The organism is Streptomyces pluripotens (genome assembly GCF_000802245.2).
GTDB lineage: Bacteria > Actinomycetota > Actinomycetes > Streptomycetales > Streptomycetaceae > Streptomyces > Streptomyces pluripotens.
This window is the reverse complement of the sequence record NZ_CP021080.1, coordinates 5,425,278-5,450,937: the sequence shown is the minus strand read 5'-3', so window position 1 is coordinate 5,450,937 and position 25,660 is coordinate 5,425,278. Positions and strand designations below refer to the sequence as shown.

The 25,660-nt window shown below is 69.2% G+C and carries 20 protein-coding genes and 3 pseudogenes; 10 read left to right on the top strand and 13 right to left on the bottom strand.

What is annotated here, in order from left to right; genetic code table 11:
* Positions 1-17 precede the first annotated feature (17 nt).
* From LK06_RS24640 to LK06_RS24620, 5 genes are all read right to left on the bottom strand, one after another.
* Positions 18-818, bottom strand: a complete 801-nt coding sequence (locus tag LK06_RS24640; protein ID WP_039656409.1) for an ABC transporter permease — start codon at positions 816-818, stop codon at positions 18-20.
* Positions 818-1,747, bottom strand: a complete 930-nt coding sequence (locus tag LK06_RS24635; protein WP_039656411.1) for an ABC transporter permease — start codon at positions 1,745-1,747, stop codon at positions 818-820. The genes LK06_RS24640 and LK06_RS24635 overlap by 1 nt, the downstream gene beginning before the upstream one ends.
* Positions 1,747-2,898, bottom strand: a complete 1,152-nt coding sequence (locus LK06_RS24630; protein ID WP_234367493.1) for an ABC transporter ATP-binding protein — start codon at positions 2,896-2,898, stop codon at positions 1,747-1,749. The genes LK06_RS24635 and LK06_RS24630 overlap by 1 nt, the downstream gene beginning before the upstream one ends.
* Before the next feature lie 5 nt (positions 2,899-2,903).
* Positions 2,904-4,151 (bottom strand): polyamine ABC transporter substrate-binding protein, encoded by a 1,248-nt coding sequence (locus LK06_RS24625; RefSeq protein ID WP_039656414.1) that lies wholly within the window; start codon positions 4,149-4,151, stop codon positions 2,904-2,906.
* Between the two features lie 83 nt (positions 4,152-4,234).
* Positions 4,235-5,770 (bottom strand): gamma-aminobutyraldehyde dehydrogenase, encoded by a 1,536-nt coding sequence (locus tag LK06_RS24620; protein WP_039656416.1) that lies wholly within the window; start codon positions 5,768-5,770, stop codon positions 4,235-4,237.
* Between the two features lie 210 nt (positions 5,771-5,980).
* Here LK06_RS24620 and LK06_RS24615 point away from each other — a divergent pair, with 210 nt between their 5' ends.
* Positions 5,981-6,544, top strand: a complete 564-nt coding sequence (locus LK06_RS24615) for a riboflavin biosynthesis intermediates N-glycosidase (protein ID WP_039656417.1) — start codon at positions 5,981-5,983, stop codon at positions 6,542-6,544.
* Between the two features lie 423 nt (positions 6,545-6,967).
* Here LK06_RS24615 and LK06_RS34530 read toward each other — a convergent pair whose 3' ends face one another.
* A complete protein-coding gene (locus tag LK06_RS34530) occupies positions 6,968-7,225 on the bottom strand; it encodes a DUF4190 domain-containing protein (RefSeq protein ID WP_234367492.1) in 258 nt (85 codons plus the stop codon).
* 909 nt (positions 7,226-8,134) lie between these two features.
* Between LK06_RS34530 and LK06_RS24605 the strand changes: the two are divergent.
* Together LK06_RS24605 and LK06_RS24600 are read left to right on the top strand one after the other, a co-directional pair.
* Positions 8,135-9,293, top strand: a pseudogene (locus tag LK06_RS24605) (adenosine deaminase); the annotation flags it as partial.
* 68 nt (positions 9,294-9,361) lie between these two features.
* Positions 9,362-10,045, top strand: a complete 684-nt coding sequence (locus LK06_RS24600; RefSeq protein WP_039656420.1) for a glycerophosphodiester phosphodiesterase — start codon at positions 9,362-9,364, stop codon at positions 10,043-10,045.
* Between the two features lie 128 nt (positions 10,046-10,173).
* Here LK06_RS24600 and LK06_RS24595 read toward each other — a convergent pair.
* A pseudogene (locus LK06_RS24595) lies at positions 10,174-10,635 on the bottom strand (hypothetical protein); the annotation flags it as partial.
* Positions 10,636-10,715: 80 nt separating this feature from the next.
* Here LK06_RS24595 and LK06_RS24590 point away from each other — a divergent pair.
* Positions 10,716-11,996: pseudogene (locus LK06_RS24590) on the top strand (IS701 family transposase); the annotation flags it as partial.
* Between the two features lie 262 nt (positions 11,997-12,258).
* On the opposite strand, the gene LK06_RS24585 reads toward LK06_RS24590, so the two are convergent.
* The gene (locus LK06_RS24585; protein WP_039656423.1) at positions 12,259-13,452 is read right to left on the bottom strand and encodes an ABC transporter substrate-binding protein; all 1,194 of its coding nucleotides are present in this window, start codon (positions 13,450-13,452) and stop codon (positions 12,259-12,261) included.
* Positions 13,453-13,658: 206 nt separating this feature from the next.
* Positions 13,659-15,098, bottom strand: a complete 1,440-nt coding sequence (locus tag LK06_RS24580; RefSeq protein ID WP_039656425.1) for a gamma-aminobutyraldehyde dehydrogenase — start codon at positions 15,096-15,098, stop codon at positions 13,659-13,661.
* A gap of 215 nt (positions 15,099-15,313) precedes the next feature.
* Here LK06_RS24580 and LK06_RS24575 point away from each other — a divergent pair, with 215 nt between their 5' ends.
* The 6 genes from LK06_RS24575 (at position 15,314) to LK06_RS24550 (ending at position 21,005) form a co-directional block, all read left to right on the top strand.
* Positions 15,314-15,832, top strand: coding sequence for an Lrp/AsnC family transcriptional regulator (locus LK06_RS24575; RefSeq protein WP_039656427.1), 519 nt, complete (start codon positions 15,314-15,316; stop codon positions 15,830-15,832).
* Between the two features lie 19 nt (positions 15,833-15,851).
* Positions 15,852-17,216: an aspartate aminotransferase family protein gene (locus LK06_RS24570; RefSeq protein WP_039656428.1), complete on the top strand. Its 1,365-nt coding sequence runs from the start codon at positions 15,852-15,854 to the stop codon at positions 17,214-17,216.
* A 198-nt stretch (positions 17,217-17,414) separates the two neighbouring features.
* Positions 17,415-18,155, top strand: a complete 741-nt coding sequence (locus LK06_RS24565; protein ID WP_039656430.1) for an ABC transporter ATP-binding protein — start codon at positions 17,415-17,417, stop codon at positions 18,153-18,155.
* On the top strand, positions 18,137-19,525 hold the full coding sequence (locus LK06_RS24560) for a hypothetical protein (protein WP_039656431.1): 1,389 nt from the start codon (positions 18,137-18,139) through the stop codon (positions 19,523-19,525). Before LK06_RS24565 ends, LK06_RS24560 begins: the two co-directional genes overlap by 19 nt.
* A 124-nt stretch (positions 19,526-19,649) precedes the next feature.
* A complete protein-coding gene (locus LK06_RS24555; protein WP_039656433.1) occupies positions 19,650-20,057 on the top strand; it encodes a VOC family protein in 408 nt (135 codons plus the stop codon).
* A gap of 282 nt (positions 20,058-20,339) precedes the next feature.
* Positions 20,340-21,005, top strand: a complete 666-nt coding sequence (locus LK06_RS24550) for an LAETG motif-containing sortase-dependent surface protein (protein ID WP_052270217.1) — start codon at positions 20,340-20,342, stop codon at positions 21,003-21,005.
* Between the two features lie 65 nt (positions 21,006-21,070).
* Here LK06_RS24550 and LK06_RS24545 read toward each other — a convergent pair whose 3' ends face one another.
* From LK06_RS24545 to LK06_RS24530, 4 genes are read right to left on the bottom strand one after another with little or no spacing between them, the layout of a single operon-like run.
* Positions 21,071-21,868 (bottom strand): maleylpyruvate isomerase family mycothiol-dependent enzyme, encoded by a 798-nt coding sequence (locus tag LK06_RS24545; RefSeq protein ID WP_043435150.1) that lies wholly within the window; start codon positions 21,866-21,868, stop codon positions 21,071-21,073.
* 24 nt (positions 21,869-21,892) lie between these two features.
* Positions 21,893-22,912 (bottom strand): ABC transporter ATP-binding protein, encoded by a 1,020-nt coding sequence (locus LK06_RS24540; protein WP_039656436.1) that lies wholly within the window; start codon positions 22,910-22,912, stop codon positions 21,893-21,895.
* Positions 22,912-24,513: an ABC transporter permease gene (locus tag LK06_RS24535; protein WP_043435147.1), complete on the bottom strand. Its 1,602-nt coding sequence runs from the start codon at positions 24,511-24,513 to the stop codon at positions 22,912-22,914. Before LK06_RS24535 ends, LK06_RS24540 begins: the two co-directional genes overlap by 1 nt.
* A gap of 44 nt (positions 24,514-24,557) precedes the next feature.
* Positions 24,558-25,640, bottom strand: a complete 1,083-nt coding sequence (locus tag LK06_RS24530; RefSeq protein ID WP_043435144.1) for a thiamine ABC transporter substrate-binding protein — start codon at positions 25,638-25,640, stop codon at positions 24,558-24,560.
* Positions 25,641-25,660 lie beyond the last annotated feature (20 nt).

Sequence of the window (25,660 nt, the reverse complement as noted above, 5' to 3'; positions counted from 1 at the left end):
TCAACTCCCTACGGGGCTTATGCCTTCTGTTTGTTGCGACGGTTGGTGATGAACATCGAGGCCAGTACGAACAGGACGGCGACGAGGAACATGGCCGTACCGATCACATTGATCTGCACGGGGGTTCCGCGCTGCGCCGACCCCCACACGAACATCGGGAAGGTGACGGTCGAGCCGGCGTTGAAGTTGGTGATGATGAAGTCGTCGAAGGACAGGGCGAAGGAGAGCAGCGCGCCCGCGGCGATACCGGGTGCCGCGATGGGCAGGGTGACCCGCAGGAAGGTCTGCACGGGGCCGGCGTACAGGTCCCGGGCGGCCTCCTCCAGACGGGGGTCCATCGACATCACCCGCGCCTTGACCGCGGTGACGACGAAGCTGAGGCAGAACATGATGTGCGCGATCAGGATCGTCCAGAAGCCCAGCCGGGCACCCATGTTGAGGAACAGGGTCAGCAGCGAGGCGGCCATGACGACCTCGGGCATCGCCATCGGCAGGAAGATCAGCGAGTTGACCGCGCCACGGGCACGGAAGCGGTAGCGGACCAGCGCGAAGGCGATCATCGTGCCGAGGACGGTGGCGCCGATCGTGGCGTACACCGCGATCTGGAGGCTTATGGACAGTGAGCCGCACAGGCCGGCGACACCGCACGGGTCCTTCCACGCGGCCGTGGAGAAGTGCCGCCACTCGTAGTTGAAGCGGCCCTTCGGCTTGTTGAAGGAGAACACCGTGACGACGACGTTCGGCAGCAGCAGATAGGCGAGTGTCAGAAGTCCCGCGATGACGACGAGATGGCGCTTGAGCCAGGTGACGAAGGGCATCAGACGAGATCCTCCGTCCCGGACCGGCGGATGTAGAACGTGACCATGGCCAGGATCGCGGCCATGAGGATGAAGGAGAGTGCCGCCGCCGTCGGATAGTCCAGAATCCGCAGGAACTGCGTCTGGATGACATTGCCGATCATGCGGGTGTCGGTGGAGCCGAGGAGTTCGGCGTTGACGTAGTCGCCGGCGGCCGGAATGAAGGTCAGCAGCGTGCCGGAGACCACGCCCGGCATCGACAGCGGGAAGGTCACCTTGCGGAAGGTGGTCCACGGCTTGGCGTACAGGTCGCCGGCCGCCTCGTGCAGCCGCCCGTCGATCCGCTCCAGCGAGGTGTACAGCGGAAGGATCATGAACGGCAGGAAGTTGTACGTCAGGCCGCAGACGACCGCCAGCGGAGTGGCCAGGACGCGGTGTCCGGCGGTCCAGCCGAGGACGTTGGTCAGATCCAGGATGTGCAGCGAGTTCAGCGCGTGCACGACCGGGCCGTTGTCGGCGAGGATCGTCTTCCAGGCCAGCGTGCGGATCAGGAAGCTGGTGAAGAACGGCGCGATCACCAGAACCATGATCAGGTTCCGCCAGCGACCCGCGCGGAAGGCGATCAGATAGGCCAACGGGTAGCCGAGCAGCAGGCACAAGAGGGTCGCGGCGGCGGCGTAGACGACGGAGCGCAGGAACTGCGGCCAGTAGTCGCTGATCGCGTTCCAGTAGGTCACGAAGTGCCAGGTGACCTTGTAACCGTGCTCCAGGGAGCCCGTCTGCACGGAGGTGGAGGCCTGGTAGACCAGCGGCAGCGCGAAGAAGATGATCAGCCACAGCATGCCGGGCAGCAGCAGCCAGTACGGGGTGAACCGGCCGCGCCTGCGCGAGGGCTTCTTCTCTTCTGCGGCGGTAGCGAGGGGCGGTGGCGCCTCGGTGACGGTTGACATCAGACGACCGCCTCTTCCTCGGTGCCCGCGTCGATGTCCTGTGCCGCGTCCATGCCGAAGGTGTGGGTGGGGCTCCAGTGCAGCACGACGTCGGCGCCGGGCGCGAGTCGGCTGTCCCGCTCGACGTTCTGGACGTAGACCGAAAGCTCCTCGCAGACCGGACTGTCGATCACGTACTGCGTGGAGACACCGATGAAGCTCGCGTCGGCGATCTTGCCCGTGAGGCGGTTGCGGCCCTCGGGGACGGAACCGGCGTCGTCGGCGTGCGTCAGTGCGATCTTCTCCGGGCGGATACCGACCAGCACCTTGCCGCCGGCCGTCGCCGGGGCGGAGCAGCGCTCCTTTGGCAGGACGAGCTTGCCGCCGCCCGCCTTGAGCACGATGTCGTCGCCATTCTCCGTGTCCACCTCGGCCTCGATGAGGTTGGAGGTGCCGAGGAAGTTGGCGACGAATGTGGTCTGCGGGTTCTCGTACAGGTCGGTGGGCGAGCCGAGCTGCTCGACCCGGCCCGCGTTCATCACCGCGACGGTGTCGGCCATGGTCATGGCCTCCTCCTGGTCGTGCGTGACGTGGACGAAGGTGATGCCGACCTCGGTCTGGATGCGCTTGAGCTCCAACTGCATCTGGCGGCGCAGCTTGAGGTCGAGGGCGCCGAGGGGCTCGTCGAGAAGGAGCACCTTCGGGTGGTTGATCAGCGCACGGGCCACGGCGACGCGCTGCTGCTGACCGCCCGAGAGCTGGTGCGGCTTCTTGCGTGCCTGCTCACCCAGCTGGACCAGCTCCAGCATCTCCTCCACCTGCTTCTTCACGCTCTTGATGCCGCGCCTGCGCAGGCCGAAGGCGACATTCTCGAAGATGTCCAAGTGCGGGAAGAGGGCGTAGGACTGGAAGACCGTGTTGACCGGCCGCTTGTACGGCGGCAGGTGGGTGACGTCCTGATCGCCCAGGTGCACGGTGCCGGCCGTCGGCTCTTCCAGGCCGGCGATCATGCGCAGGGTGGTCGTCTTGCCGCAGCCTGAGGCACCGAGCAGGGCGAAGAAGGAGCCCTGCGGCACGGTCAGGTCCAGCGGGTGTACGGCGGTGAAGGAGCCGTAGGTCTTGGAGATCCCGGAGAGGCGGACGTCGCCGCTGTTGTCTGTCGTCGTCTTCATCGTCGTCACGCCCCTGTGAGCTTCGCGAACTTCTCTTCGTAGGCCGTCTCTTCCTTCTGGCTCAGGGAGCGGAAGGCGTGGGACTTCGCCTGCATGGCCATGTCGGGAACGATCAGCGGGTTGTTCGCCGCCTCCTTGTCGATCTTCGCAAGGTAGGGCTTCACACCGTCGACCGGACTCACGTAGTTGATGTAGGCGGCGAGCGCGGCGGCCTGTGCGGGCTCGTAGAAGAAGTCGATCAGCCGCTCGGCGTTCGTCTTGTGCCGCGCCCTGTTCGGGATCAGCATGTTGTCCGTCGACGTCATGTAGCCGCTGTCGGGGATGACGAAGTCGACGTCCGGGCTGTCCGCCTTGAGCTGGACCACGTCGCCCGCCCAGGCGATGCAGGCCGCGAAGTCGCCCTTGGTGAGGTCGGACGTGTAGTCGTTGCCGGTGAATCGGCGGATCTGCCCCTTGTCGACCGCCTTCTGCAGGCGGGCGATCACCGCGTCGAAGTCGTCGTCGGTGAACTTCGCCGGGTCCTTGCCCATGTCGAGCAGGGTCATGCCGATGGAGTCACGCATCTCCGACAGGAAGCCGACGCGCCCCTTGAGCTTGGGGTTGTCGAGGAGGTCGGAGACCGACTTCACCTCGATGCCGTCGAGCGCCTTCTTGTTGTAGGCGATCACGGTGGAGATGCCCTGCCAGGGGTAGGAGTACGCCCTTCCCGGATCCCAGTCGGGGTTGCGGAACTGGGACGAGAGGTTGGTGTAGGCATGCGGCAGGTTGGACGGATCCAGCTTCTGAACCCATCCCAGGCGAATGAGGCGGGCGGCCAGCCAATCGGTGAGGACGATGATGTCGCGGCCGGTGTCCTGGCCCGCGGCGAGCTGCGGCTGGATCTTGCCGAAGAACTCGTTGTTGTCGTTGATGTCCTCGGTGTACTTGACCGTGATCCCGGTCCGCTTGCGGAAGGTCTCGAGCGTCGGGTGGTGCTTGCCGCTGTCGTCGACGTCGATGTACTCGGTCCAGTTGGAGAAGTTCACCACCTTCTCCTTGGCCGAGTGGTCCTCGGACGAAGTTCCGCCCTGGGTCTTGCCCGCCGGGGGGATTCCGCAGGCGGTCAGCGCCCCGAGTCCGCCGACCGCGAGCGCGCCGCCCGCGGAGGCCCGCAGCAGCGACCTGCGGGTCATGGCGGCCCGGCCATTTCGGAAACTGCGCCGCACGGCGGCCACTTGGGCCGGTGTCAGGCGATCGGGCTCGTACTGCTCCATGCGCGTGGTGCCCTTTCGGGAGGGAGGGGTCGGCCTGGTCGTGGGCCGTATCGTCACACCCGGCGACAGCCGGACTCCGGCTGCTACCGGTCCCCGAAGATGGTGCGGTGCCAGTCCTTGCGGGCCACCGCGGTGTTGTCGAACATTACGTGTTTGACCTGCGTGTACTCCTCGAAGGAATACGCCGACATGTCCTTGCCGAAGCCGGAGGCCTTGTAGCCTCCGTGCGGCATCTCGCTGATGATCGGGATGTGGTCGTTGATCCACACGCAGCCCGCCTTGATCTCGCGAGTGGCGCGGTTCGCCCGGTAGACGTTGCTGCTCCAGGCGGAGGCGGCGAGGCCGTACGGGGTGTCGTTGGCCAGCCAGATGCCCTCGTCATCGCTGTCGAATGGCAGGACGACCAGCACCGGGCCGAAGATCTCCGACTGCACGATCTCGCTGTCCTGCGGGGCGTCTGCGACGAGGGTGGGCCGGTAGTAGGCCCCCTTCTCAAGGTCGCCGCCGGGCGCCGCACCGCCGGTCACCACGCGCGCGTAGGCACGGGCACGGTCCACGAAGCCGGCGACGCGGTCCCGCTGGACGTGCGAGATGAGCGGCCCGAGGTCGGTGTCCGGGGCGCAGGGGCTCCCCAGTCGTACGGTCTCCATCAGGGCGGCCGTCCGCTCGACGAACGCCTCGTAGAGCGGACGCTGCACGTAGGCGCGCGTGGCGGCCGTGCAGTCCTGCCCGGTGTTGATGAGGGCACCGGCGACCGCGCCGTTGACTGCGGCCTCCAGATCGGCGTCGTCGAAGACGACGAAGGGGGCCTTGCCGCCCAGCTCCAGGTGCAGCCGCTTGACGGTGGCGGTCGCGATCTCGGCCACGCGCTTACCGACGGCGGTGGACCCGGTGAAGGAGGTCATGGCTACGTCCGGGTGACCGACCAGGTGCTCCCCGGCTTCCCTGCCGGCCCCGGTGACGATGTTGATCACTCCGTCCGGGATGCCCGCGTCGGTGGCGGCCTGGGCGAAGAGCAGGGAGGTCAGCGGAGTCAGCTCGGCGGGCTTGAGCACGATGGTGTTGCCCGCGGCGATCGCCGGGAGGATCTTCCAGGCGGCCATTTGGAGGGGATAGTTCCAGGGAGCGATCGACCCGATGACACCGATGGGCTCGCGGCGCACGTACGACGTGTGGTCGCCGGAGTACTCACCGGCGGACTGCCCCTGCAGATGCCGGGCGACGCCCGCGAAGAACGCGGTGTTGTCGATGGTGCCCGGCACGTCGAACTCTCGCGTGAGCTTCAGCGGCTTGCCGCACTGCAGGGACTCGGCCCGGGCCAGGTCCTCGGCACGGTCGGCGAGCACGGCGGCGAACCGGTGCAGGGCGTCCGAGCGCTCACCCGGCGTGGCGGCGGCCCAGCCGGGAAAGGCGCTGCGCGCGGCGGCGACGGCCGCGTCGACATCGTCGGTGCCGGCCAGCTCGTAGGTGAACACCTCTTCGCCCTGGGCCGGGTCGACCACGGCATGGCGGCGACCCGAGGTGCCCTTGGTCAGCCGCCCCGCGATGAACTGCGCGCCGTCCGCGAAACGGTCCTGCGCGGGAAACGGTTCCGGGATGGCGGTGCCCGGGTTGTCCATGTCGTTCTCCTCCGCCGTTCGCCCCGTCCCGATGAGGTGGGTGGCGTAGCTCCAGCTCGATTTGAGTGCCGATCCTGACAGAGCAATGGCACCCCAACAAGGGATTCCGTTGTTGCCTTTTGGTTACGCGACGGAATCTGTCGACCAGGTGTCGAGTCGAGATAGGAAAGGGCGGACGGAGTGTCCGTGGTACCTGCCACACTCGCGTGCATGGGAAAGATCGACGGGTTGGAAGCCCTGACCAGGGAGGTCCAGGCAGGCGCTCGCATCCGGTACCTCTATTTCTGGGGGCATCGGCCGCGACATGACGGACGGATCGGCGTGAGCTGTCTGAGCCAGTGGTGGCCGTCACCGTTCGTGGTGGACGGAGCCGCATACGTCACGGCCGAGCACTGGATGATGGCCTGCAAGGCGCGGCTGTTCGGTGACGCGGAGGCGGAGCACCGTGTGCTGGCCGCGAGGCATCCCGCCGAGGCCAAGAAGGCGGGGCGGCTGGTCCGGGATTTCGACGAGGCGATATGGGAGCAGGAGCGCTTCAGGATCGTGACCGAGGGCAGCATCCACAAGTTCGCCGCACACGCCGACCTGCGGACGTTCCTCCTGGGCACGCGTGACCGGGTCCTGGTGGAGGCGAGCCCCGTGGACCGCGTCTGGGGGATCGGTCTCGCCGCGGACGACGAGGCGGCGGCCGACCCCGAGCGATGGCGGGGTGCGAACCTGCTGGGTTTCGCGCTGATGGAGGCACGGGACCAGCTGGCGGGCGCGATGGCCTGACGGGCACGGGGTCTGCCGGAGCGCGGCCAGGAGGACCGGTGCGGGACGGCGGGCTCGAAGACCGGCTCGACCGTCCCGGGCGGAAAGCAGGGTGAAGGGCCCTGCGGGTGCGCCGGGCGGCTACGGAGAGGGGTGGGCGGAGGGGAAGCGCCCCGCGCCGAGCGCACACGGCGCGGGGAAGGGCCGGGGAGAGGCGGCGGTCGGTCCGCGAGTGCGGGCGGGACCGGGCCGTGCGGGCCGGGACGGCGGGGCCAGCGCCGGGCGGGACGGGAGCTGCGGGGACGGCGATCTGGGACGCGTGGTGGCCGGTACAGTCAGCGGCCGAGCCACAGGACGGACCGGTCAGCTCCGACCTGCGAGCTTGGACGCTCCGGTCAGCCCCTCGTACCGGTCGCCGGTCAACTCTCGTCCCGACGGCGCCCGTCAGGCGAACGCCGCAACGGCGAACGCGAACAATCCGAACGCCAGCACGATCCCGGTGGCTCCGCAGATGATGCCTGCCAGGGCCACACCAGGGTTGGTGGCCTCCCCCCGGCGGGCCCGCCCGCGGCCGATCGCCCCGAAGATGACCGCCAGGATGCCCAGCACCACGGCCACCGGCCACAACAGGAAGCCGACCGCCGCGAGGATGCCCAGCGCCAGGGAGGCCGTCCCCATGCCGTCGCTCGGGGCCGGCTGCATGCCCGGCCATCCATAGCCGTTCACAGCCGGCGGAGGGCCGGCGTACGACGGGTACTGCGGACCCGGGTGGGCGTGCGCCGACGGACCGCCCGGATAGCCGTACGGCACCTGTCCCGGTCCGTCCGGAGCGATGGGCGGCGGAGGCACGGGGGCCGACCCACCGTGGTGCGCGGCCGGGGGCATCGGGTGAGCGAAGCGGTTGGTGGTGACGGGCGGGCCCGGTGGAGCGAAGGGGTTGGCGGGCACCGCCGGCGGGGCCGGTGGGGTGAAGGAACTCGTGGGGGGCGCCGGCCGGAGATCCGGGTTCACCGCAGGAGCGGCTCCTGGGGGCGCGAACGGGCCAGCGGGAGTCGGCGTGAAGGCCTCGGCCGGTGTGGCCCGCGTCCCGGGGGCAGCGCCGACGGAACCGTCCGGGGCCCCCGGCGCTGAGAGCTGCGTCTGCTGGTCGTGAACCGCACCACGGCTCGGGGCTGGGGCCACGCCCGGGTCCGGCTCCGGCGGGTCCTGGATCCGAGCCGAGCCCTGGGGTACCCCCTCCCCGACCTCTTCTCCGGATCCCTGACCGGCTGCCGGGTTCCGGGCCGTACCGGTGAACAGCGTGTTCCCATCCCCGGTTCCCTGCCCTGTCGTCGGCGATGCCCAGCGGTGCGTGTCCGCGTTCCGCGTGGTCTCTCGCGGTTCCGTCCCGGAGTGCTCAACCGCCGAGCCGTGCTGCGGCACCCGCGCGGCACCGGTCCGGGCCACCGGCTCCGCCGCCGGTTTGCCCAGCGAGACCGGAGCCGCCGTAGTGGGCCGTTCCCCCGCGGTCTGCTCCGGCGGTATGGACTGCGGCACCTCGTCGGACATGCTCAAAGACCCCTCTGCTGGACGTCCCGCCATGCTACGGGCAGGTCTGGCGGTACGGCCGGGGCCTACGATGATCCCGCTTCGCCGATCAGCCGATCACCGCGCCTGGGCGATGCCTCGCTCCGATGGCGCCCACACCGGGGAGGACCCCATGACCGACAGCAGCACCGCACCCGCCGCACGCACGGCTGACCGTGATCTGCGGTCCTTCATCGCCGGGCTGCCCAAGGCCGAACTGCACGTCCACCACGTCGGCTCCGCCTCCCCGCGCATCGTTTCGGAGCTCTCCGCCCGCCACCCCGATTCCAGTGTCCCCACCGATCCCGAGGCCCTGGCCGAATACTTCACCTTCACCGACTTCGCGCACTTCATCGAGGTGTACCTGTCGGTCGTCGACCTCATCCGCACCCCCGAGGACGTCCGGCTGCTCACCTACGAGGTGGCCCGCGACCTGGCCCGGCAGCAGGTCCGGTACGCCGAGCTGACCATCACGCCCTTCTCCTCCACCCGGCGCGGCATCGACGAGCGAGGCTTCATGGACGCGATCGAGGATGCCCGGAAGGCGGCCGAGGTCGAATTCGGAACCATGTTGCGCTGGTGCTTCGACATCCCCGGTGAGGCCGGACTGGAGTCCGCCGAGGAAACCGCGAGGCTCGCCACGGACGACCGAATCCGCCCGGAGGGCCTGGTGTCGTTCGGGCTCGGCGGACCCGAGATCGGCGTGCCCCGGCCACAGTTCAAGCCGTATTTCGACCGGGCCATCGCCGCCGGTCTGCACTCCGTCCCGCACGCCGGCGAGACGACCGGCCCGGAAACGGTGTGGGACGCCCTGCACGAACTGCGCGCCGAGCGCATCGGGCACGGCACCAGCTCCGCGCAGGACCCTGACCTGCTCGCCCATCTCGCCGAGCAGCGCATCCCGCTGGAGGTCTGCCCGACGTCCAACATCGCCACCCGCGCGGTCCACACCCTGGACGAGCACCCGATCAGGGAGTTCACCCGGGCCGGAGTGCTGGTCACCATCAACTCCGACGACCCGCCGATGTTCGGCACCGACCTCAACAACGAGTACGCGGTGGCCGCCCGTCTCCTCGGTCTGGACGAACGCGGTCTGGCCGGCCTCGCCAAGAACGCCGTCGAGGCGTCCTTCCTGGATGCCGGGGACAAGGCGAGGATCGCCGCGGAGATCGACACGTACACCACCGCCTGGCTCGCTCCCTGAGAGAACCTCCCCTGACACCGCGAGGCGGCGGAACGTTGACCACACCGGGGAGCGGCGACAATGGGGCCATGCAGACCGTGACCGCCGTGGCTCACCGCGGCGCCCCCTACCACTTCCGCGAGAACACGATCGAATCACTGCGTTCCGCGCTCGACCAGGGCGCGGACGCCGTCGAAGTGGACGTACGGCTCACCCGTGACGGTGTCCCCGTACTGCTGCACGACGAGACCCTCCAGCGGCTGTGGGGGCACGACCGCCCCCTGTTCTCGCTGTCCGCCGAGGAGGTGCGCGGGCTCACGGCAGGCAGTGTGCCGACTCTGGCGGAGGCGCTGGCGGCGACCCGGGACAGCCGGGTGATGGTGGATCTGTGCGGGCGGGTCGACCGCCGGATCGCGGACCGGGTCCTGGACGTCGTCCGGCACAGCGGAGCCGGCGACCGGGTGTACTACAGCGCGGGAGCCGAGGAGATGCTCGCAGTGCGCGCCGCCGACCCGGCCGCCGAGATCGCCCTCACCTGGACGACCCTGGCCCCGCCTCGGCCCGCGCTGCTCGAAGCGCTCCGCCCCCGTTGGATCAACTACCGCTTCTCCCTGGTCGACCGGGACCTGGTGGCCCGCGTCCACCGGGACGGCCGGCTGCTGTCGGTGTGGACCCCGGACACTCGCCGCTCCCTGCGCCGCCTGCTGGACCTGGGCGTCGACTCGATCACGACCAACCGGGTCGACGTGCTGCACACTCTGCGCTCGCGGTAGGCACGGCGCGCTCCGCCGGAGGCCGGTACGGCGCCCTTCTCGCACGTCCCTTCCTTGCACCGCTTCGGGGCGCCCCCGCGCCCCTTCGGGCATCGGTGCACCCTGCCTCCCTGCGGACCGTCCCGCTGTCACCCGACGGAGGCCGGAACCGCCCGCGGTGCGCCGAGTGCCTCCAACTGCTTGATCTTCTTCCGTACGACATACAGCGGGACGATTCCGAAGATGCCGAAGGACATGTCGATCAGGCTCCACCAGAAGGGGATTCCCCGGACGGGACCGCAGATGAGGGCGAGCGGGACGATCCCGGCACAGGCAATCATCCCGAACTCGACCACCCAGATGTTGCGCACGGGGTCGCGGTACGGACCGTAGAAGGCAACCGCGATGACGAGATGGGCGAACGCCAGCCAGTCCGTGCCGTACAGGATGAAGGGGTAGTCGGCGTCGACGGTGTCGAGCCCTTCCCGCACCCGGGAGATCCAGGCGGCGAGCCCGGGCAGCTGGTCGGGAACGGACAGGGCACGCAACGCGCTCTCGGTCCACCGTAGTTCGTGGACGAGTGGGAAGGCGGTGGCCCCACTGAGGACTAGTAGTGCTTGGTCAGGTCGTCTTTGGTGGTGCGTGCCCTTCGGGTTGTGTGTCGCGTTGAGGGTGTGTGACTCCGGACGAAATGGCTGCGGTGCGTGATGAGTTGGAGGCGTTTGCTGCGGAGGTGTTCGAGCCGTTCGCGCGCAAGGACCAGCGCCGGTGGGGGCAGGTCTACCTGCGGGGACTGCTGACCGACGGCAAGCGCAAGTCGGTCGAGCCGATGGCCGCTCGCCTCGGGGAGGACGGGAACCGGCAGGCTCTGGCCCACTTCATCACCGCCAGCCCGTGGGATCCGGCCCACATCCGGGCCAGCCTGGCCTGGAGGATGGAGACGGCGATCCGCCCGACCGCGCTGGTCTTCGACGACACCGGCTTCTTGAAGGACGGCACTGCCTCGGCGTGTGTGTCGCGGCAGTACACCGGCACCGCGGGCAAGGTCACCAACTGCCAGGTGGGCGTCTCGCTGCACCTGGCCTCCGATCATGCCTCGGCAGCGGTCAACTGGCGGTTGTTCCTGCCCCGGACCTGGGACCCCGCCTCGCCGGAAGCTGACCCGGGCAAGATCGCCCGTCGTGTCACTTGCGGCATCCCGGAGGATGCCGGGCACGTGGAAAAGTGGCAGCTCGCCCTGGACATGGCCGATGAGACTCGTTCCTGGGGGATCGATGTGCCGCTGGCCATCGCAGATGCCGGATACGGCGACGCCGCGGCCTTCCGTCTCGGCCTGAACGCACGGGGCATGCGCTACGTGGTGGGCATCTCCACCACCCTGTCGGCCCAACCCGCCGACGCGGTTCCGGTGGCCGAGCCGTACTCCGGGACCGGACGGCCACCGGTGCCGAAGTACCCCGAGCCTCCGCGTTCGGTGAAAGAGCTGGTCATCGCGGCGGGCCGGAAGGCCGCACGGCCGGTCCAATGGCGGGAAGGCTCCCGGCCCGGCACCGGCCGCTCCGGCTTCAAGCGGATGTACTCCCGGTTCGTGGCCTTGCGGATCCGGCCCGCCGGGCGTCAGATCCGCCAGGCCACCGAGGGCCCGGAACTGCCCGAGTGCTGGCTGCTGGCCGAGTGGCCCGCGCGCGAGAGCGAGCCGGTCCAGTTCTGGCTGTCCGACCTGCCCGCCGACACCCCGCTGACCACCCTGGTCCGCCTGGCCAAGCTCCGCTGGCGCATCGAGCACGACTACCGCGAGATGAAGCAGGCTCTGGGGCTGGCCCACTTCGAGGGCCGGACCTGGGGCGGCTGGCACCACCACGTCACCCTCGTCTCTGCCGCCCACGCCTTCTGCACCCTGCAACGACTGGCCAGAGCCCCAAAAGACGCGGCGCCGGCCGGAGCCTCTACCAAGTCGTCCGCGAGCTGCAGACACTCCTCGCCACCTGGACCGGCGCCTGCCCCACCTGCCACCGCGACATACCCACGGCCGCACCGACCTGACCAAGCACTACTAGGCACACGACGAAGAAGACCAGCCACACGCGGATGCCCTTGAGCAGGGCGGCTCTGTCGCTCATGGCACGACCCTACGCCTCGAATTGAACGTGTTCAAAAATGACAGACCCTCAGGGGGGTGAGGCTGGTCGCTCGCCTGCCGAGGTGGCGCGACGCGCACTGCCCCGCCGGCCGGCTCAGAGACCCACGATCCTGTTCCACCGCTTCGCGAACCCCACCCGTTCCGAAGAGGTGATGTCCCGGGCGATGGCAAGACGCCTGCGCATCGCGGAGTCCGGGAAGATGAGGGGGTTGTCGGCCAGGGCCGCGGTCTCCTTGTCCTTGGCGGCGCCCAGTACCTCTCGGGCCGCGGGGACGGGGCAGACGTAGTTGACCCAGGTGGCGAGTTCGGCGGCGACCTCGGGGTCGTAGTAGTAGTCGATCAAGCGCTCGGCGTTGGTCTTGTGACGGGCCCGGTCGGGGATCATCAGGGAGTCCGACCACAGCTCGGCTCCCTCCTCGGGGATGACGAACCGGATGTCGGGGTTGTCCGCCTGGAGTTGGATGACGTCCCCGGAGTACGCCTGGCAAGCCAGCACGTCCCCGCTGACCAGGTCCTTGGTGTAGTCGTTTCCGGTGAAGCGGCGGATCTGGCCCCGACGGACCTCCCGCTCCACCTGCTCGCAGATCAGGTGGAAGTCGTCGGCGGTCCACTTGGTGATGTCCACTCCGTTGCCCTGCATCAGCAGCGCGAAAGCCTCGTCCAGACCCGACAGGAGCGTCACCCGCCCCTTGAGGTCCTTCGCCCACAGGTCCGACACGTTGTGTATCTCGCGACCGAGCCTCTTGCGGTTGTACGCGATTCCGGTGATGCCCGACTGCCACGGAACGGTGGATATGCGGCCCGGGTCGAAGGCCGGCGAGCGGAGCAACGGGTCGAGGTACTTGGCCACGTTGGGCTGGTGCGCACGGTCCATCTCCTGCACCCAGCCAAGGCGTACGAACCGGGCGCACATCCAGTCGCTGATGACGATCAGGTCGCGGCCGGTCGGCTGATGGTTCATCAGCGCGGGTGAGATCTTGCCGAAGAACTCGTCGTTGTCGTTGATCTCCTCGACGTAGTCCACGGAGATCCCCGTGTGCTTTTCGAAGGCCTCCAGTGTGGGCCTCTTATTGGGGTTGTCGTCGTCGGTGTCGATGTACAACGGCCAGTTCGCCCAGGTCAGTTTCCGGTCGGCCGTGGACTCATCGGTCACGGACCGGTCGCCGGGCGCGATGTAGGCGGCGGGCACCCCGCAGCCGGCCAGGGCACCGAGCGCGGCGGTGCCACCCAGCGCGGCCAGGAGGGAGCGGCGGGACAGCGCGGACGTACGCGAAGGAGTGTGGGACACGCGGGCAGCATGCCGTCCCGGCCCTCAAGCAGACAATCGACGCTGCGTCGAGCATGCCCGGGTCTGCCCGACACCTTGTCGATCAGCGCCGGAAGGTGTTCGGTGACAGAGCGGCCCCCGGATGGGGAGGTGTCCCGTCCGGGGGCCGCGCCCGCTGTCGTTACGGCCGGAGCGCAGGAAAGCCTGCCGGCCGGCTCACCGAGGGCCTATGCGTCCAGCGAGGTCATGACGTGCTTGATCCGCGTGTAGTCCTCGAACCCGTACGCCGACAGGTCCTTGCCATAGCCGGACTTCTTGAAGCCGCCGTGGGGCATCTCGGCGACCAGCGGGATGTGGGTGTTGATCCACACGCAGCCGAAGTCGAGCTTCCTGGACATGCGCATCGCGCGGGCGTGGTCCTTGGTCCACACCGAGGACGCGAGGGCGTACTCGACACCGTTGGCCCACTCGACGGCCTGCTCCTCGTCGGTGAAGGACTGGACGGTGATGACGGGGCCGAAGACCTCCTTCTGGATGATCTCGTCGTCCTGCTTCAGACCGGAGACGACCGTCGGGGCGTAGAAGTAGCCCTTGTCGCCGACCTGCTGGCCGCCGGCCTCCACCTTGGCGTGTGCCGGGAGGCGGTCGATGAAGCCGGATACCTGCTTGAGCTGGTTCGGGTTGTTGAGCGGGCCGAAGAGCACGTCCTCGTCGTCCGGCTGGCCGGTCTTCGTCTCGGCGGCGGCCTTGGCCAGCGCCGCGACGAACTCGTCGTGGATCGACTCCTGCACCAGCACACGGGTGGCGGCCGTGCAGTCCTGGCCGGCGTTGAAGAAGCCCGCCACGGAGATGTCCTCGACGGCCTTGGCGATGTCGGTGTCCTCGAAGACGACGACCGGGGCCTTGCCGCCCAGCTCCAGGTGGACGCGCTTGAGGTCCTTGGAGGCGGACTCGGCAACAGACATGCCGGCACGCACAGAGCCGGTGATGGAGGCCATCGCCGGGGTCGGGTGCTCGACCATCAGGCGGCCGGTGTCGCGGTCGCCGCAGATGACGTTGAAGACGCCCTTGGGGAGGATCGAGCCGATGATGTCGGCGATCAGGACGGTGGAGGCGGGGGTGGTGTCCGAGGGCTTCAGCACGACCGTGTTGCCCGCCGCGATCGCCGGCGCGAACTTCCACACCGCCATCATCATCGGGTAGTTCCACGGGGCGACCTGCGCGCACACGCCGACCGGCTCACGGCGGATGATCGACGTCATCCCCTCCATGTACTCGCCGGCCGAACGGCCCTCCAGCATCCGCGCCGCGCCCGCGAAGAAGCGGATCTGGTCGACCATCGGCGGGACCTCCTCGGAGCGGGTGAGCCCGATCGGCTTGCCCGTGTTCTCCACCTCGGCCGCGACCAGTTCCTCGGCGCGCTCCTCGAACGCGTCCGCGATCTTCAGCAGGGCCTTCTGGCGCTCGGCGGGGGTGGTGTCGCGCCAGGCCGGGAAGGCCGCGGCGGCGGCCGCCATGGCGGCGTCCACGTCCGGCTGTCCGGACAACGGCGCGGTCGCGTACGCCTCGCCCGTCGCGGGGTTGACCACCTCAGTGGTCCGTCCGTCGGCGGCGTCCCGGAACTCACCGTCGATGTAGTTACGCAGACGACGCAGCTCGGTGCTCACTGCCGGCCTCCTGATCAGGTTCGAGGGTTCGAGCTGTCCAGCCTGTCCAGCCGGTGTCGTTGAGTCCGGCTGTCCACACGCTGAGACACCCCACCCTAGTCGGCAGGCCCACGTTTTCAACACCCCCATCGCCACCACCCCTGCGAAATCCGCAAGACACGGTCTCATAAACAACGGATTTCATTGATTCGGCCTTGCGAAACTGTCGAGACGTCGTGCACAGTGAGGTCGTGGCCAGTCGAAGCGCAGACCAGAGGGACTCCTCCCGCGAGTCCAGGAACGGCACCCCCCAGTTGGACGCCGTCTCCCTCGCCATCATCCAGCAGCTCCAGGAGGACGGCCGGCGGCCGTACGCCGCGATCGGCAAGGCCGTCGGCCTCTCCGAGGCTGCCGTGCGCCAGCGCGTGCAGAAGCTGCTGGACCAGGGCGTGATGCAGATCGTCGCCGTCACGGACCCGCTCACCGTGGGCTTCCGCCGGCAGGCGATGGTCGGGATCAACGTCGAAGGCGATGTCGAATCGATCGCGGACGCGCTCACTGACATGTCGGAAGTCGAGTACGTGGTGATGACCGCGGGCTCGTTCGACATCCTCGCCGAGATCGTCTGCGAGGACGACGACCACCTGCTGGACGTCATCAACAAACGCATCCGGGCCCTGCCCGGAGTGCGCTCCACCGAGAGCTTCGTCTATCTCAAGCTCAAGAAGCAGACCTACATGTGGGGAACCCGATAACCGTGAGGACCCGATAACCGTGAGCAGCAAGGACCTCAGCCGCACCGCGTACGACCACCTGTGGATGCACTTCACCCGCATGTCCTCGTACGAGAACTCCCCCGTCCCGACCATCGTCCGGGGTGAGGGCACCTACATCTACGACGACAAGGGAAAGCGCTACCTGGACGGTCTCGCGGGTCTGTTCGTGGTCCAGGCCGGTCACGGCCGCACGGAACTGGCCGAGACGGCGTTCAAGCAGGCCCAGGAGCTGGCCTTCTTCCCGGTGTGGTCCTACGCCCATCCCAAGGCCGTCGAGCTGGCCGAGCGGCTGGCCGACCACGCGCCGGGCGACCTGAACAAGGTCTTCTTCACCACCGGTGGCGGCGAGGCCGTCGAAACCGCATGGAAGCTCGCCAAGCAGTACTTCAAGCTGACCGGCAAGCCCACCAAGCACAAGGTCATCTCCCGGGCGGTCGCCTATCACGGCACCCCGCAGGGCGCCCTGTCCATCACCGGCCTGCCGGGGCTCAAGGCTCCCTTCGAGCCGCTCGTCCCGGGCGCGCACAAGGTCCCGAACACCAACATCTACCGCGCGCCGATCTTCGGTGACGACCCGGAGGCCTTCGGTCGCTGGGCCGCCGACCAGATAGAGCAGCAGATCCTCTTCGAGGGGCCGGACACCGTCGCCGCGGTCTTCCTGGAGCCCGTGCAGAACGCCGGCGGCTGCTTCCCACCCCCGCCCGGCTACTTCCAGCGCGTGCGCGAGATCTGCGACCAGTACGACGTGCTGCTCGTGTCGGACGAGGTCATCTGCGCCTTCGGCCGCCTGGGCACGATGTTCGCCTGCGACAAGTTCGGCTACGTCCCGGACATGATCACCTGCGCCAAGGGCATGACCTCGGGCTACTCCCCGATCGGCGCCTGCATCGTCTCCGACCGCCTCGCCGAGCCGTTCTACAAGGGCGACAACACCTTCCTGCACGGCTACACCTTCGGCGGCCACCCGGTGTCGGCGGCCGTGGGTCTGGCCAACCTGGACCTGTTCGAGCGCGAGAACCTCAACCAGCACGTCCTGGACAACGAGTCGGCCTTCCTGTCGACCCTGCAGAAGCTGCACGACCTGCCCATCGTCGGCGACGTCCGGGGCAACGGCTTCTTCTACGGCATCGAACTGGTGAAGGACAAGAACACCAAGGAGTCGTTCAACGAGGAGGAGACCGAGCGCGTCCTGTACGGCTTCCTCTCCAAGGCGCTGTTCGACAACGGCCTGTACTGCCGGGCCGACGACCGCGGCGACCCGGTCGTCCAGCTCGCCCCGCCGCTGATCTCCAACCAGGAGACCTTCGACGAGATCGAGCAGATCCTGCGCGCGACGCTGACCGAGGCGTGGACCAAGCTCTGAGCCCGACTCGTCCGATCAGCTGATCAACCCCGGCCCCGGTGCCCTCCGTTCGAGTGAGAACGGCGGCCCGGGGCCGTGTGGTTCCTGGCTCCCGTCCGGGACATGCCTAGCGTGCCAGTGACCGATCGGCCCATGCCTTCGTTCCCCCGGACGGGGGAACAAGCACGGGAAAACGGATCAGAACCGAGGTGTACGCCCATGGAGGCCCCGCCGGACAACGACGTGCTCTGGGCACGCTCCCTGTACTTTCGGCACCCCGACGGCTCGCCCGGACTCGCCGGGGTCTCGCTCGGCGTGCGGGAGGGCGAGATCCTCGCCGTCGGTGGCCCGCGCGGCAGCGGCAAGACGACCCTGTTGCGCTGTCTGTCCGGTCTGGTACCGGTGCGACGCGGTGAGGTCTGGTTCAACAGCGCGCCCGTGCACACCCTGGGGCCGATCGCCCGGGAACGGCTGCGCCGGGACCGCTTCGGCTGGATCGACCCCGAGCCGGTCCTGGTCCCCGAGCTGAACGTCTGGGAGAACGCGGCGCTGCCGCTGATGCTGCGCGGTACCAGCCGCCGCCGGGCCAAAGCGGCCGCACTGGAGTGGCTGGAGCGCCTGGACGTCGGCGACAGGTCCCGCAAACGTCCGCACGAGCTGCAGCACGCCGAACGTCAGCGCGTAGCCATCGCCCGTGCGCTCGCCCCCGGTCCCACGGTCCTGTTCGCCGACGAGCCGACGGCCCCGCTGCACCACGCCGACCGCACCCACGTCCTGCGGACGCTCACCACGGCCGCCCGGTCACACGGCATCACCGTGGTGCTCGCCACGCACGATCCCGGGACGGCCGCCCTCGCCGACCGGACGGTGACCCTGTTGGACGGCCGACGCGTGCATACCGTGCACCTGCCGGACGTCCCCGACCCGGAAGGCCGGGCCGCGTGCTCGCTCTCCGTCTGACCCGCGTCGCCCGGCCCGCCGTCCAGCTGCGCCGACTGCTGGTCACACTGGCCTCCGCCGGCACCAGTTTCCTGCTCTTGTCCTGCCTCGGCTACGCACTGAACCGGCCCGAGGCGGCGGGTGCCGCCGCACTGCGCCTGGCCTGGTGCGGCGTACCGCTCGCCGCCACGGTGTACTTCGCCCTCGCGGTCGCCCGCACCGACCCGGCCACCCAGCCGCGCCCCGGGCTCTCCGCCGTCGGCCTCGGTCCGGCCCGCCTTATGGCCGTCTCGGCCCTGACCACAGCCCTGTCCTGCACCCTCGGCTCGACGCTGGCCCTCCTTGCCTTTCTCCATCTGCGCGGCGATCTGACGGCTCTGCCGTTCGATGGCGGAGCGGGGGACTTCCTGGCAACGGCGCAGCCCCTGCCCGTCCCCGCCGCCCTGACCCTGCTGGGACTGGTCCCGGCGGTCGCCTCGACCACAGTGGCACTGGCCCTGTGCCCCCGCGACCCACGACCTGCCTCCCCGGGCACCCGCAGGTACGGCCGCTTCGGGGCGTACGGCCAGTCGGCGACCCGGGAGACATTCGGCGCGTACGGGAGGTTCGGGGCGCGCCTGAAGTCAGCCGTCCGTCCAGCACGGGCGGGCGCGAACCGTGCGCCCGCCGTACCGGATGCCGCGGCCGGCCCCGAGATCTCTGTGGCGGACACCGCCCCCGTGCCCGAGTCCTCCGCCCAGGGCACCGGCTTGACCGAGGACGTGGCCGAAGAGGGGCAAAGTGCCTCGCCGCCTCCGGTCGGCCTTCCCTGGGGCATCGCCCTGCTCGCGGCCGGCCTTGCCGTACACGCGTACGCCGGCCGCACGACGCCTCCCCCCGCCCCGTCCCTCAGCGCCCTCTCCGGTGGGGCCGTCGCCGTACTCGTCGGCTGGCTGCTCACCACCGCCGGTCTCGTCCTCGCCGCCCCCGGTCTCACTCGCTTGTGCGGCCAGGTCCTCCAGTCCGTCCGGCCGGGTGCGCTCCGGCTGCTGGCCGGCCGGGTCCTCATGGCCGAGGCCGTCCGGATCGGCCGACCGCTCGGCGTGGTCTGTGCGGTGGCCTCTGCCGCCTACGCCGTGACCGCCTTCCACGAGCCCTCGGCCCCCTCTTCCGGCCCGCTGGCCACGCTCGGCGCGCTCGTCGTCGCCGGCTGCACGGTCGCGACCCTGCTGACCGCGGCCGTCGAGGCCCGCCAGTGCCGTGCCGACACCACCGCCGCGCTGCTCCGCCTCGGCGCGCCGGCCATGATGCTGCGCGGTGCCGCCGCCCTCCGCGTGACCGCCCTGCTGGCCGTGTTCGGCCCACTCACCCTGGTGGTCGCCGCGCTGGCGACCCTGCCCCTGACCCGCTGAACGAACCGGCGCGAAAAAACTTCTCCGATCGCCGATGAGTTCTGCGCGGACCGCCGGTCTACCTGACGAACGCGATCAACCGCGTAGCTCCGCACACGACGGAACCCCGACGGGAGAAGCCCTCATGTACCAGCAGATGATCTTCGTCAACCTGCCCGTGGACGACCTGGACGCGTCGAAGAAGTTCTTCACGGCACTCGGTTACACCATCAACCCGCGGTTCACCGACGAGAAGGCGGCTGCCGTGGTGATCAGTGACACCATCGTCGCGATGCTGCTCACCAAGCCGTTCTACGCGACCTTCACCAAGAAGGAGATCTCCGACGCGACCAAGACCAGCGAGGTGCTGGTCTGCCTGAGTGCCGAAAGCCGGGAGAAGGTCGATGAGTTGGCCGACAAGGCGATCGCGGCGGGTGGCACGGCGAGCGGCGAGCCCCAGGACCAGGGCTTCATGTACGGCCGAGCCTTCGACGACCTCGACGGACACACCTGGGAAGTGATGTGGATGGACCCGGCCGCCGTCGGGAGCTGATCCCGCTCGCCCGGACTGCCCTACCGGAGGGGTCCGGACCACTGCGCGTCGGATCGCACCGCCCTCGCCGGTCGGATCTGGCGGGTCATGGACACGGTCAAACGTCTCTGCGGTTAACGAGAGAGTAAAGTCAACAGCCGTTGACGGCATATGCATTGACACTACTCACGGAGCGCTTATAAACCTTTGAGCCTCCTGGGGGTGATGGTGCCTCACCTCTGGTGTCGCCCCAACTCCCCCTCACCCCCCGCAGTTAGCAATCCGCAAAGGACAAACGTGTCCATGACTCGCCGTAGCGTTCGCCGTTCCGCGCATGCCCTGGGAGTTGCCGCCGCCTCGGCCGCGGCGGTACTGGGGCTGTCGAGCTCCGCGCTCGCGTGCGCCATCAGCGACTTCAAGGCCGAAGCCACGTGCGACGGTGGTAAGGGCGACATAGTCGTTACCGACACCGACGCCTCCGGTACTGAGGCCACGGTCACCGTCTTCCTGAAGGGTGACAGCGGTGTCGAGACGCAAGTGGGCGAACAGCAGGTCAAGGGTTCAGCCGAGGGCGTTTCGGTCACCTTCCCGGAGGACTGGAAGCCCAACTCCACCTACCGCATCCACATCAAGGCGGACGGCTCCGTGGACCAGGACATCGACGGTGGCCTGACGACCCCGTCCTCCGCCTGCACGTCCGAGGAGTCCACAACCCCGCCGACGGCCTCCAAGTCGCCGTCCCCGACCGGGTCCGCAGCCCCGACGCCGTCGGCCTCAAAGTCCCGTTCCGCAGCGGCGGGTACGTCGAGCAACGCGCCCTCCCCGGCGGCCGGGGACTCGGACCTCGCCGAGACCGGTGTCAGCTCCAATACCGGCCTGATCGCGGGCGTCGCGGCCACCCTGGTGGTCGTCGGTGGTGGCGCGGTGTTCCTCGGCATGCGCCGCCGTGGGACACGCGACGACGGCTGACGCCGCTTCCGCAGACCGCCGCCGTGGCCCGCCTTGCCTTCCGGGGAGGCGGGCCACGGTCGTGCTCAGCCGAAGACGGGCCGCGACATCCAGAAGTCCAGCACCTCGCGCTCGCCCAACACGTCAAGTCCGGGGGTGTCCAGCGGCAGCCGTCGGTAGAAGGCGAGCAGGACCGAGGTGAGCGGTCCACGCAGGGCGACCGTCGCCTTCTCGTGTCCGCGGCGCCAGCGGACGCCGTCCGCCCCGAACTCCAGGAGCCATTCGGCGTTCAGAGCGGGGTCGGCGTCGGTGGCGTGGAGATGGATCGAGCGGGTCGGTCCGTCCAGCCGGTAACGCTCCTGGTCCCCCCTGCGCTGCTGGAACCACACGGTGAGATCCAGCCATTCGTCCAACGCGTCGGTGGCGACCTCCGGCGCCACCTCGAAAGGCAGCCCGGCGGCGAGGGTGGCATCGGCGCGGTGAACGGTGATCTCGTTGGCCATCCGCCTGGCCCAGAAACCGGACGTCGATGTGCCCTGCCAGCTCCACACCCTGGTGTCCGGTCCGGCCTCGCGCAACGCGGCCACGACCAGTTCGCCGGTCTCGGCCAGCCACTTGTCCAGGGCCGATGCGTCGCCCCGCTGCTCCGGTCCCCCGCGCAGCGGAATCCGGTCGGAGGGGATGTTCTCCTGCGCCCGGTCGCGCACCAGGGCGTCCACCCAGCGCAGGGCACCCCCCATGTGCCGTACGAGGTCTTCCAGCGACCAGTCGGGGCAGGTCGGCACGGTGGCTGACAGGTCGGCACCGGAGGTCACCACGTCCCTCAACTGGACGACCTGACGGGCGATTTCGTCACAGTAGCGGTCATGCGTGAGCAAAGTCATGACCCAACCCTAGGAGGGTGGTGATCAATCGAGCACGACGATTTCAGCCACATCGAATGCGACACCCACCGAAGCCCCGGTATCCGGCGCGTCCCGGAGTGCGCAGGCCGCCTCCAGGAGCGGGCCGTCCCCGGGCTGGAGGCGAACGGTCACATGCGTGCCCTTGAAGGTGCGGGCGGTCACCGTGCAGGGCAGGCCCGCATCGACCGCCACGAGCCTCACCCCGGCGGGCCGTACGAGGAGTGCGCGGCGTCCCTGTGGTGAGCCGTCCGGCACCGGTAGCTTGCCCCACGGGCTGTCGGCGACCGTACCGGCGACGGTCGCCGGGACCACGTTGTCGAAGCCGAGGAACCGGGCCACGAACGCGTCGGCGGGCCGCTGCCAGACCTCCAGGGGCGAACCGGACTGCGCAATCCGGCCGTCCCGCATCACCACCACCCGGTCGGCCAAGGCGAAGGCCTCGCCCTGGTCGTGGGTGACGGCCAGCACGGTGGTGCCCAGCCGGCCGAAGAGTTCCCTCAGTTCGACCACCAGGCGCTCTCGCAGCGAACGGTCGAGCTGGCCCAGCGGCTCGTCCAGCATGAGCAGCCGGGGCCGGGGCGCGAGTGCGCGGGCGAGGGCCACACGCTGCTGCTCACCGCCGGACAGCCCGGCCACAGCCCGCCGGGCGGCCCCCGGCAGGCCGACCAGCTCCAGCAACTGGCTCACCTCGCCATCCCGTGCGCCCTTGGCCACGCCCTGCATGCGCAGCCCGAAGGCCACGTTGGCTCCGACGTCCCGCTGCGGGAAGAGCTGGTGATCCTGGAACATCAGGCCCACACCACGCTTGTGCGCGGGCACGCCCGTTCGATCACGGCCGTCGAGCAGCACCCGCCCACGGTCCAGCGGCTGCAGTCCGGCAACCGCCCGGAGCAGCGTCGACTTGCCGCTGCCGCTCGGCCCGAGCACACACACCACCTCGTGCTCGGCGACGTCGAGGTCGACCGCGTCGAGCACGGCCCGCCCACCGAAGCGCACGGTTGCGGCCTCAAGGCTGAGCAGCATCAGAACTCCCCCGTCCGATCGGTGCGCAGCCGTTCCAGGATCAGCAGAGCCACGGCGCACACCACCATCAGAATGGTTGAAAGGGCCATGGCCTGGCCGTAGTTGAGTTCCCCTGGACGGCTGAGCAGCCGGGCCACGGCGACCGGGAGCGTCGGATTGTCAGACCGGGCGATGAACACGGTCGCCCCGAACTCGCCGAGCGAGACGGCGAACGCGAATCCGGCGGCGACCAGCAGCGCCCGCCGTACCATCGGCAGATCCACCTCGCGCCACACCCGCCAGGGCGAGGCCCCGAGTACGGCGGCCGCCTCCCTGAGCCGCTCGTCCACCGCGCGCAGCACGGGCAGCATCGTCCGTACGACGAAGGGGGCTCCCACCAACGCCTGCGCGAGCGGCACCAAGATCCAGGACTGCCGCAGGTCCAGCGGCGGCCGGTCGAGCGCGATCAGGAACCCGAAGCCGACGGTCACCGCGGACACGCCGAGCGGCAGCATCAGCAGCGCATCGAAACCCCGCACCAGCCGTCCCGCGTCCCGGCGGGCCAGTGCGGCGGCGGCGAACCCCCCGATCAGCACCGCGATCACGGTGGCGGCGAGGGCGTACTCCAGCGAGGTCCACACCGCGTGCACCGGCGCCACCAGCAAGGTACCGCCGTCGGGGTCGGTGAGCGCCCGGTAATAGCCGAAGCCGGGCGCGTCGAGGGAACGCTGGACCAGCACGGCGAGTGGTAGGACGAGCAGCAGCCCGACGGTGGCGAGGACCCCGACGAGCAGCGCCCACTGCGCGGCCCCGCGGGGCCGGCGGGCGGTCACTGATGCGTCAACCAGTCGCAGGGCCGTCTCCCGCCGCCGTAGGGTCCAGGCGTGCACGGCGAGGATCGCGCCGACCGCGACGAACTGCACGAGGGTGAGGACTGCGGCCGTGGACAGGTCGAAGATCTCGGAGGTCTGCCGGTAGATCTCCACTTCAACGGTGGCGAAGGTGGGTCCGCCGAGGATCTGCACCACGCCGAAGGAGGTGAAGGTGAACAGGAACACCATCAGGGCGGCGGCGGCCACGGCGGGCGCGAGCGCGGGCAGGGTGACCTTCCGCCACGCCGTCAGCGGCGAGACGCCCAGCATCCGGGCGGCCTCCTCCTGCCGCGGGTCGAGCTGGGCCCACAGCCCGCCGACCGTCCGTACGACGACCGCGTAGTTGAAGAAGACGTGGGCCAGCAGGATCGCCCACACGGTGGTGTCCAGCCGTACGCCCCAGAGCTGGTCAAGCAGCCCGTTGTGCCCGACCAGCGCCAGGAAGGCGGTGCCGGCGACGACGGTCGGGAGTACGAACGGAATGGTGACGACGGCCCGCAGCAGTTGTCTGCCCGGGAAGTCGAGGCGGGCGAAGACGTAGGCGGCGGGCAGTGCCAGCAGCAGGGTGAGCGCGGTGGAGGCGAGCGCCTGCCAGGTGGTGAACCAGAGCACGTGCTGGATGTCCGGCTGTGTGACGACATCCGCGATCCGCCCCAGTCGCCAGGTCCCGTCGGCCCTGAGCCCGCGCGTGACGATCGCGGTCACCGGCCAGGCGAAGAACAGCGCGAAGAACGCGACGGGCAGGACCATGAGCCCCAGCCGCGCCGCGCTCCCGCGCGCCGCACCCCGCCGGGCTACTTCAGTATCAGCGACGTCCACGACTTGACCCACTGATCACGATGGGTGGCGATGCTGCCGGGGGACATGGTCTCGGGGTCCTTGGCCGGCGGGCCGTACTTGGTGAAGTCCGGCGGTACCTGGGCACCCTTGCGCACCGGGTAGACGAACATCTTCAGCGGCATGTCCTCCTGGAACTCCTTGGTGAGCAGGAAGTCGAGGAACGCCTTGCCGCCCTTGGTGTTCGTCGCGTTGCTCAGCAGGCCCGCGTATTCGGTCTGCCGGAAGCAGGTCCCGTAGGCGACCCCGGTGGGCGCGGTGCTGGGCCGCTTCTTGGCAAAGATCACCTCGGCGGGCGGTGAGGAGGCGTACGACACCACCAGCGGCCGGTCCCCGCCGGCCTTCTTCCCCTCGGAGGAGCCGGAGAACTCCTGGTAGTAGGCCTGCTCCCAGCCGTCGACGACCTTGACTCCGTTGGCCTTGAGCTTCTTCCAGTAGTCCGGCCAGCCCTGGTCTCCGAACTTCGCCGCGCTGCCCAGCAGGAAGCCGAGGCCCGGCGAGGAGGTGGCCGCGTTCTCAGTGACGAGCAGGTTCTTGTACTCGGGCTTGGCCAGGTCAGCGAAGGACTGGGGCGGGGTCAGCTTGTGCTTGCTGAAGTACGCCTTGTCGTAGTTCACGCAGATGTCGCCGGTGTCGATGGGCGTGACGCGGTGCTTGCCCTGGTCGACACGGTACTCCGGAAGGACCAGATCGGAGCCCTTCGCCTGGTAGGGCTGGAACAGGCCGTTGTCGAGGGCCCGGGACAGCAGGGTGTTGTCGACGCCGAAGAAGACGTCGCCCTGCGGATGGTCCTTGGTGAGGATCGCCTTGTTGACGGCCTGCCCGGCATCGCCGTCCCTGAGGACCCTGACCCGGTATCCGGACTGCTTCTCGAAGTCCTTGATGACGTTCTTGGACACGCTCCACGATGCGTGGCTGACCAGGGTCACGGTCTTGGAGTCCGCGGACTTCTTGGCGTCGGTCGAGCCGCACGCGGTGAGCGCGGGCAGCGCGACCAGGCCGAGACCGACCGTCACGGCCACGAGGTTCTTGGTGTGCACTGGATGTCCTCCTGGGGTTG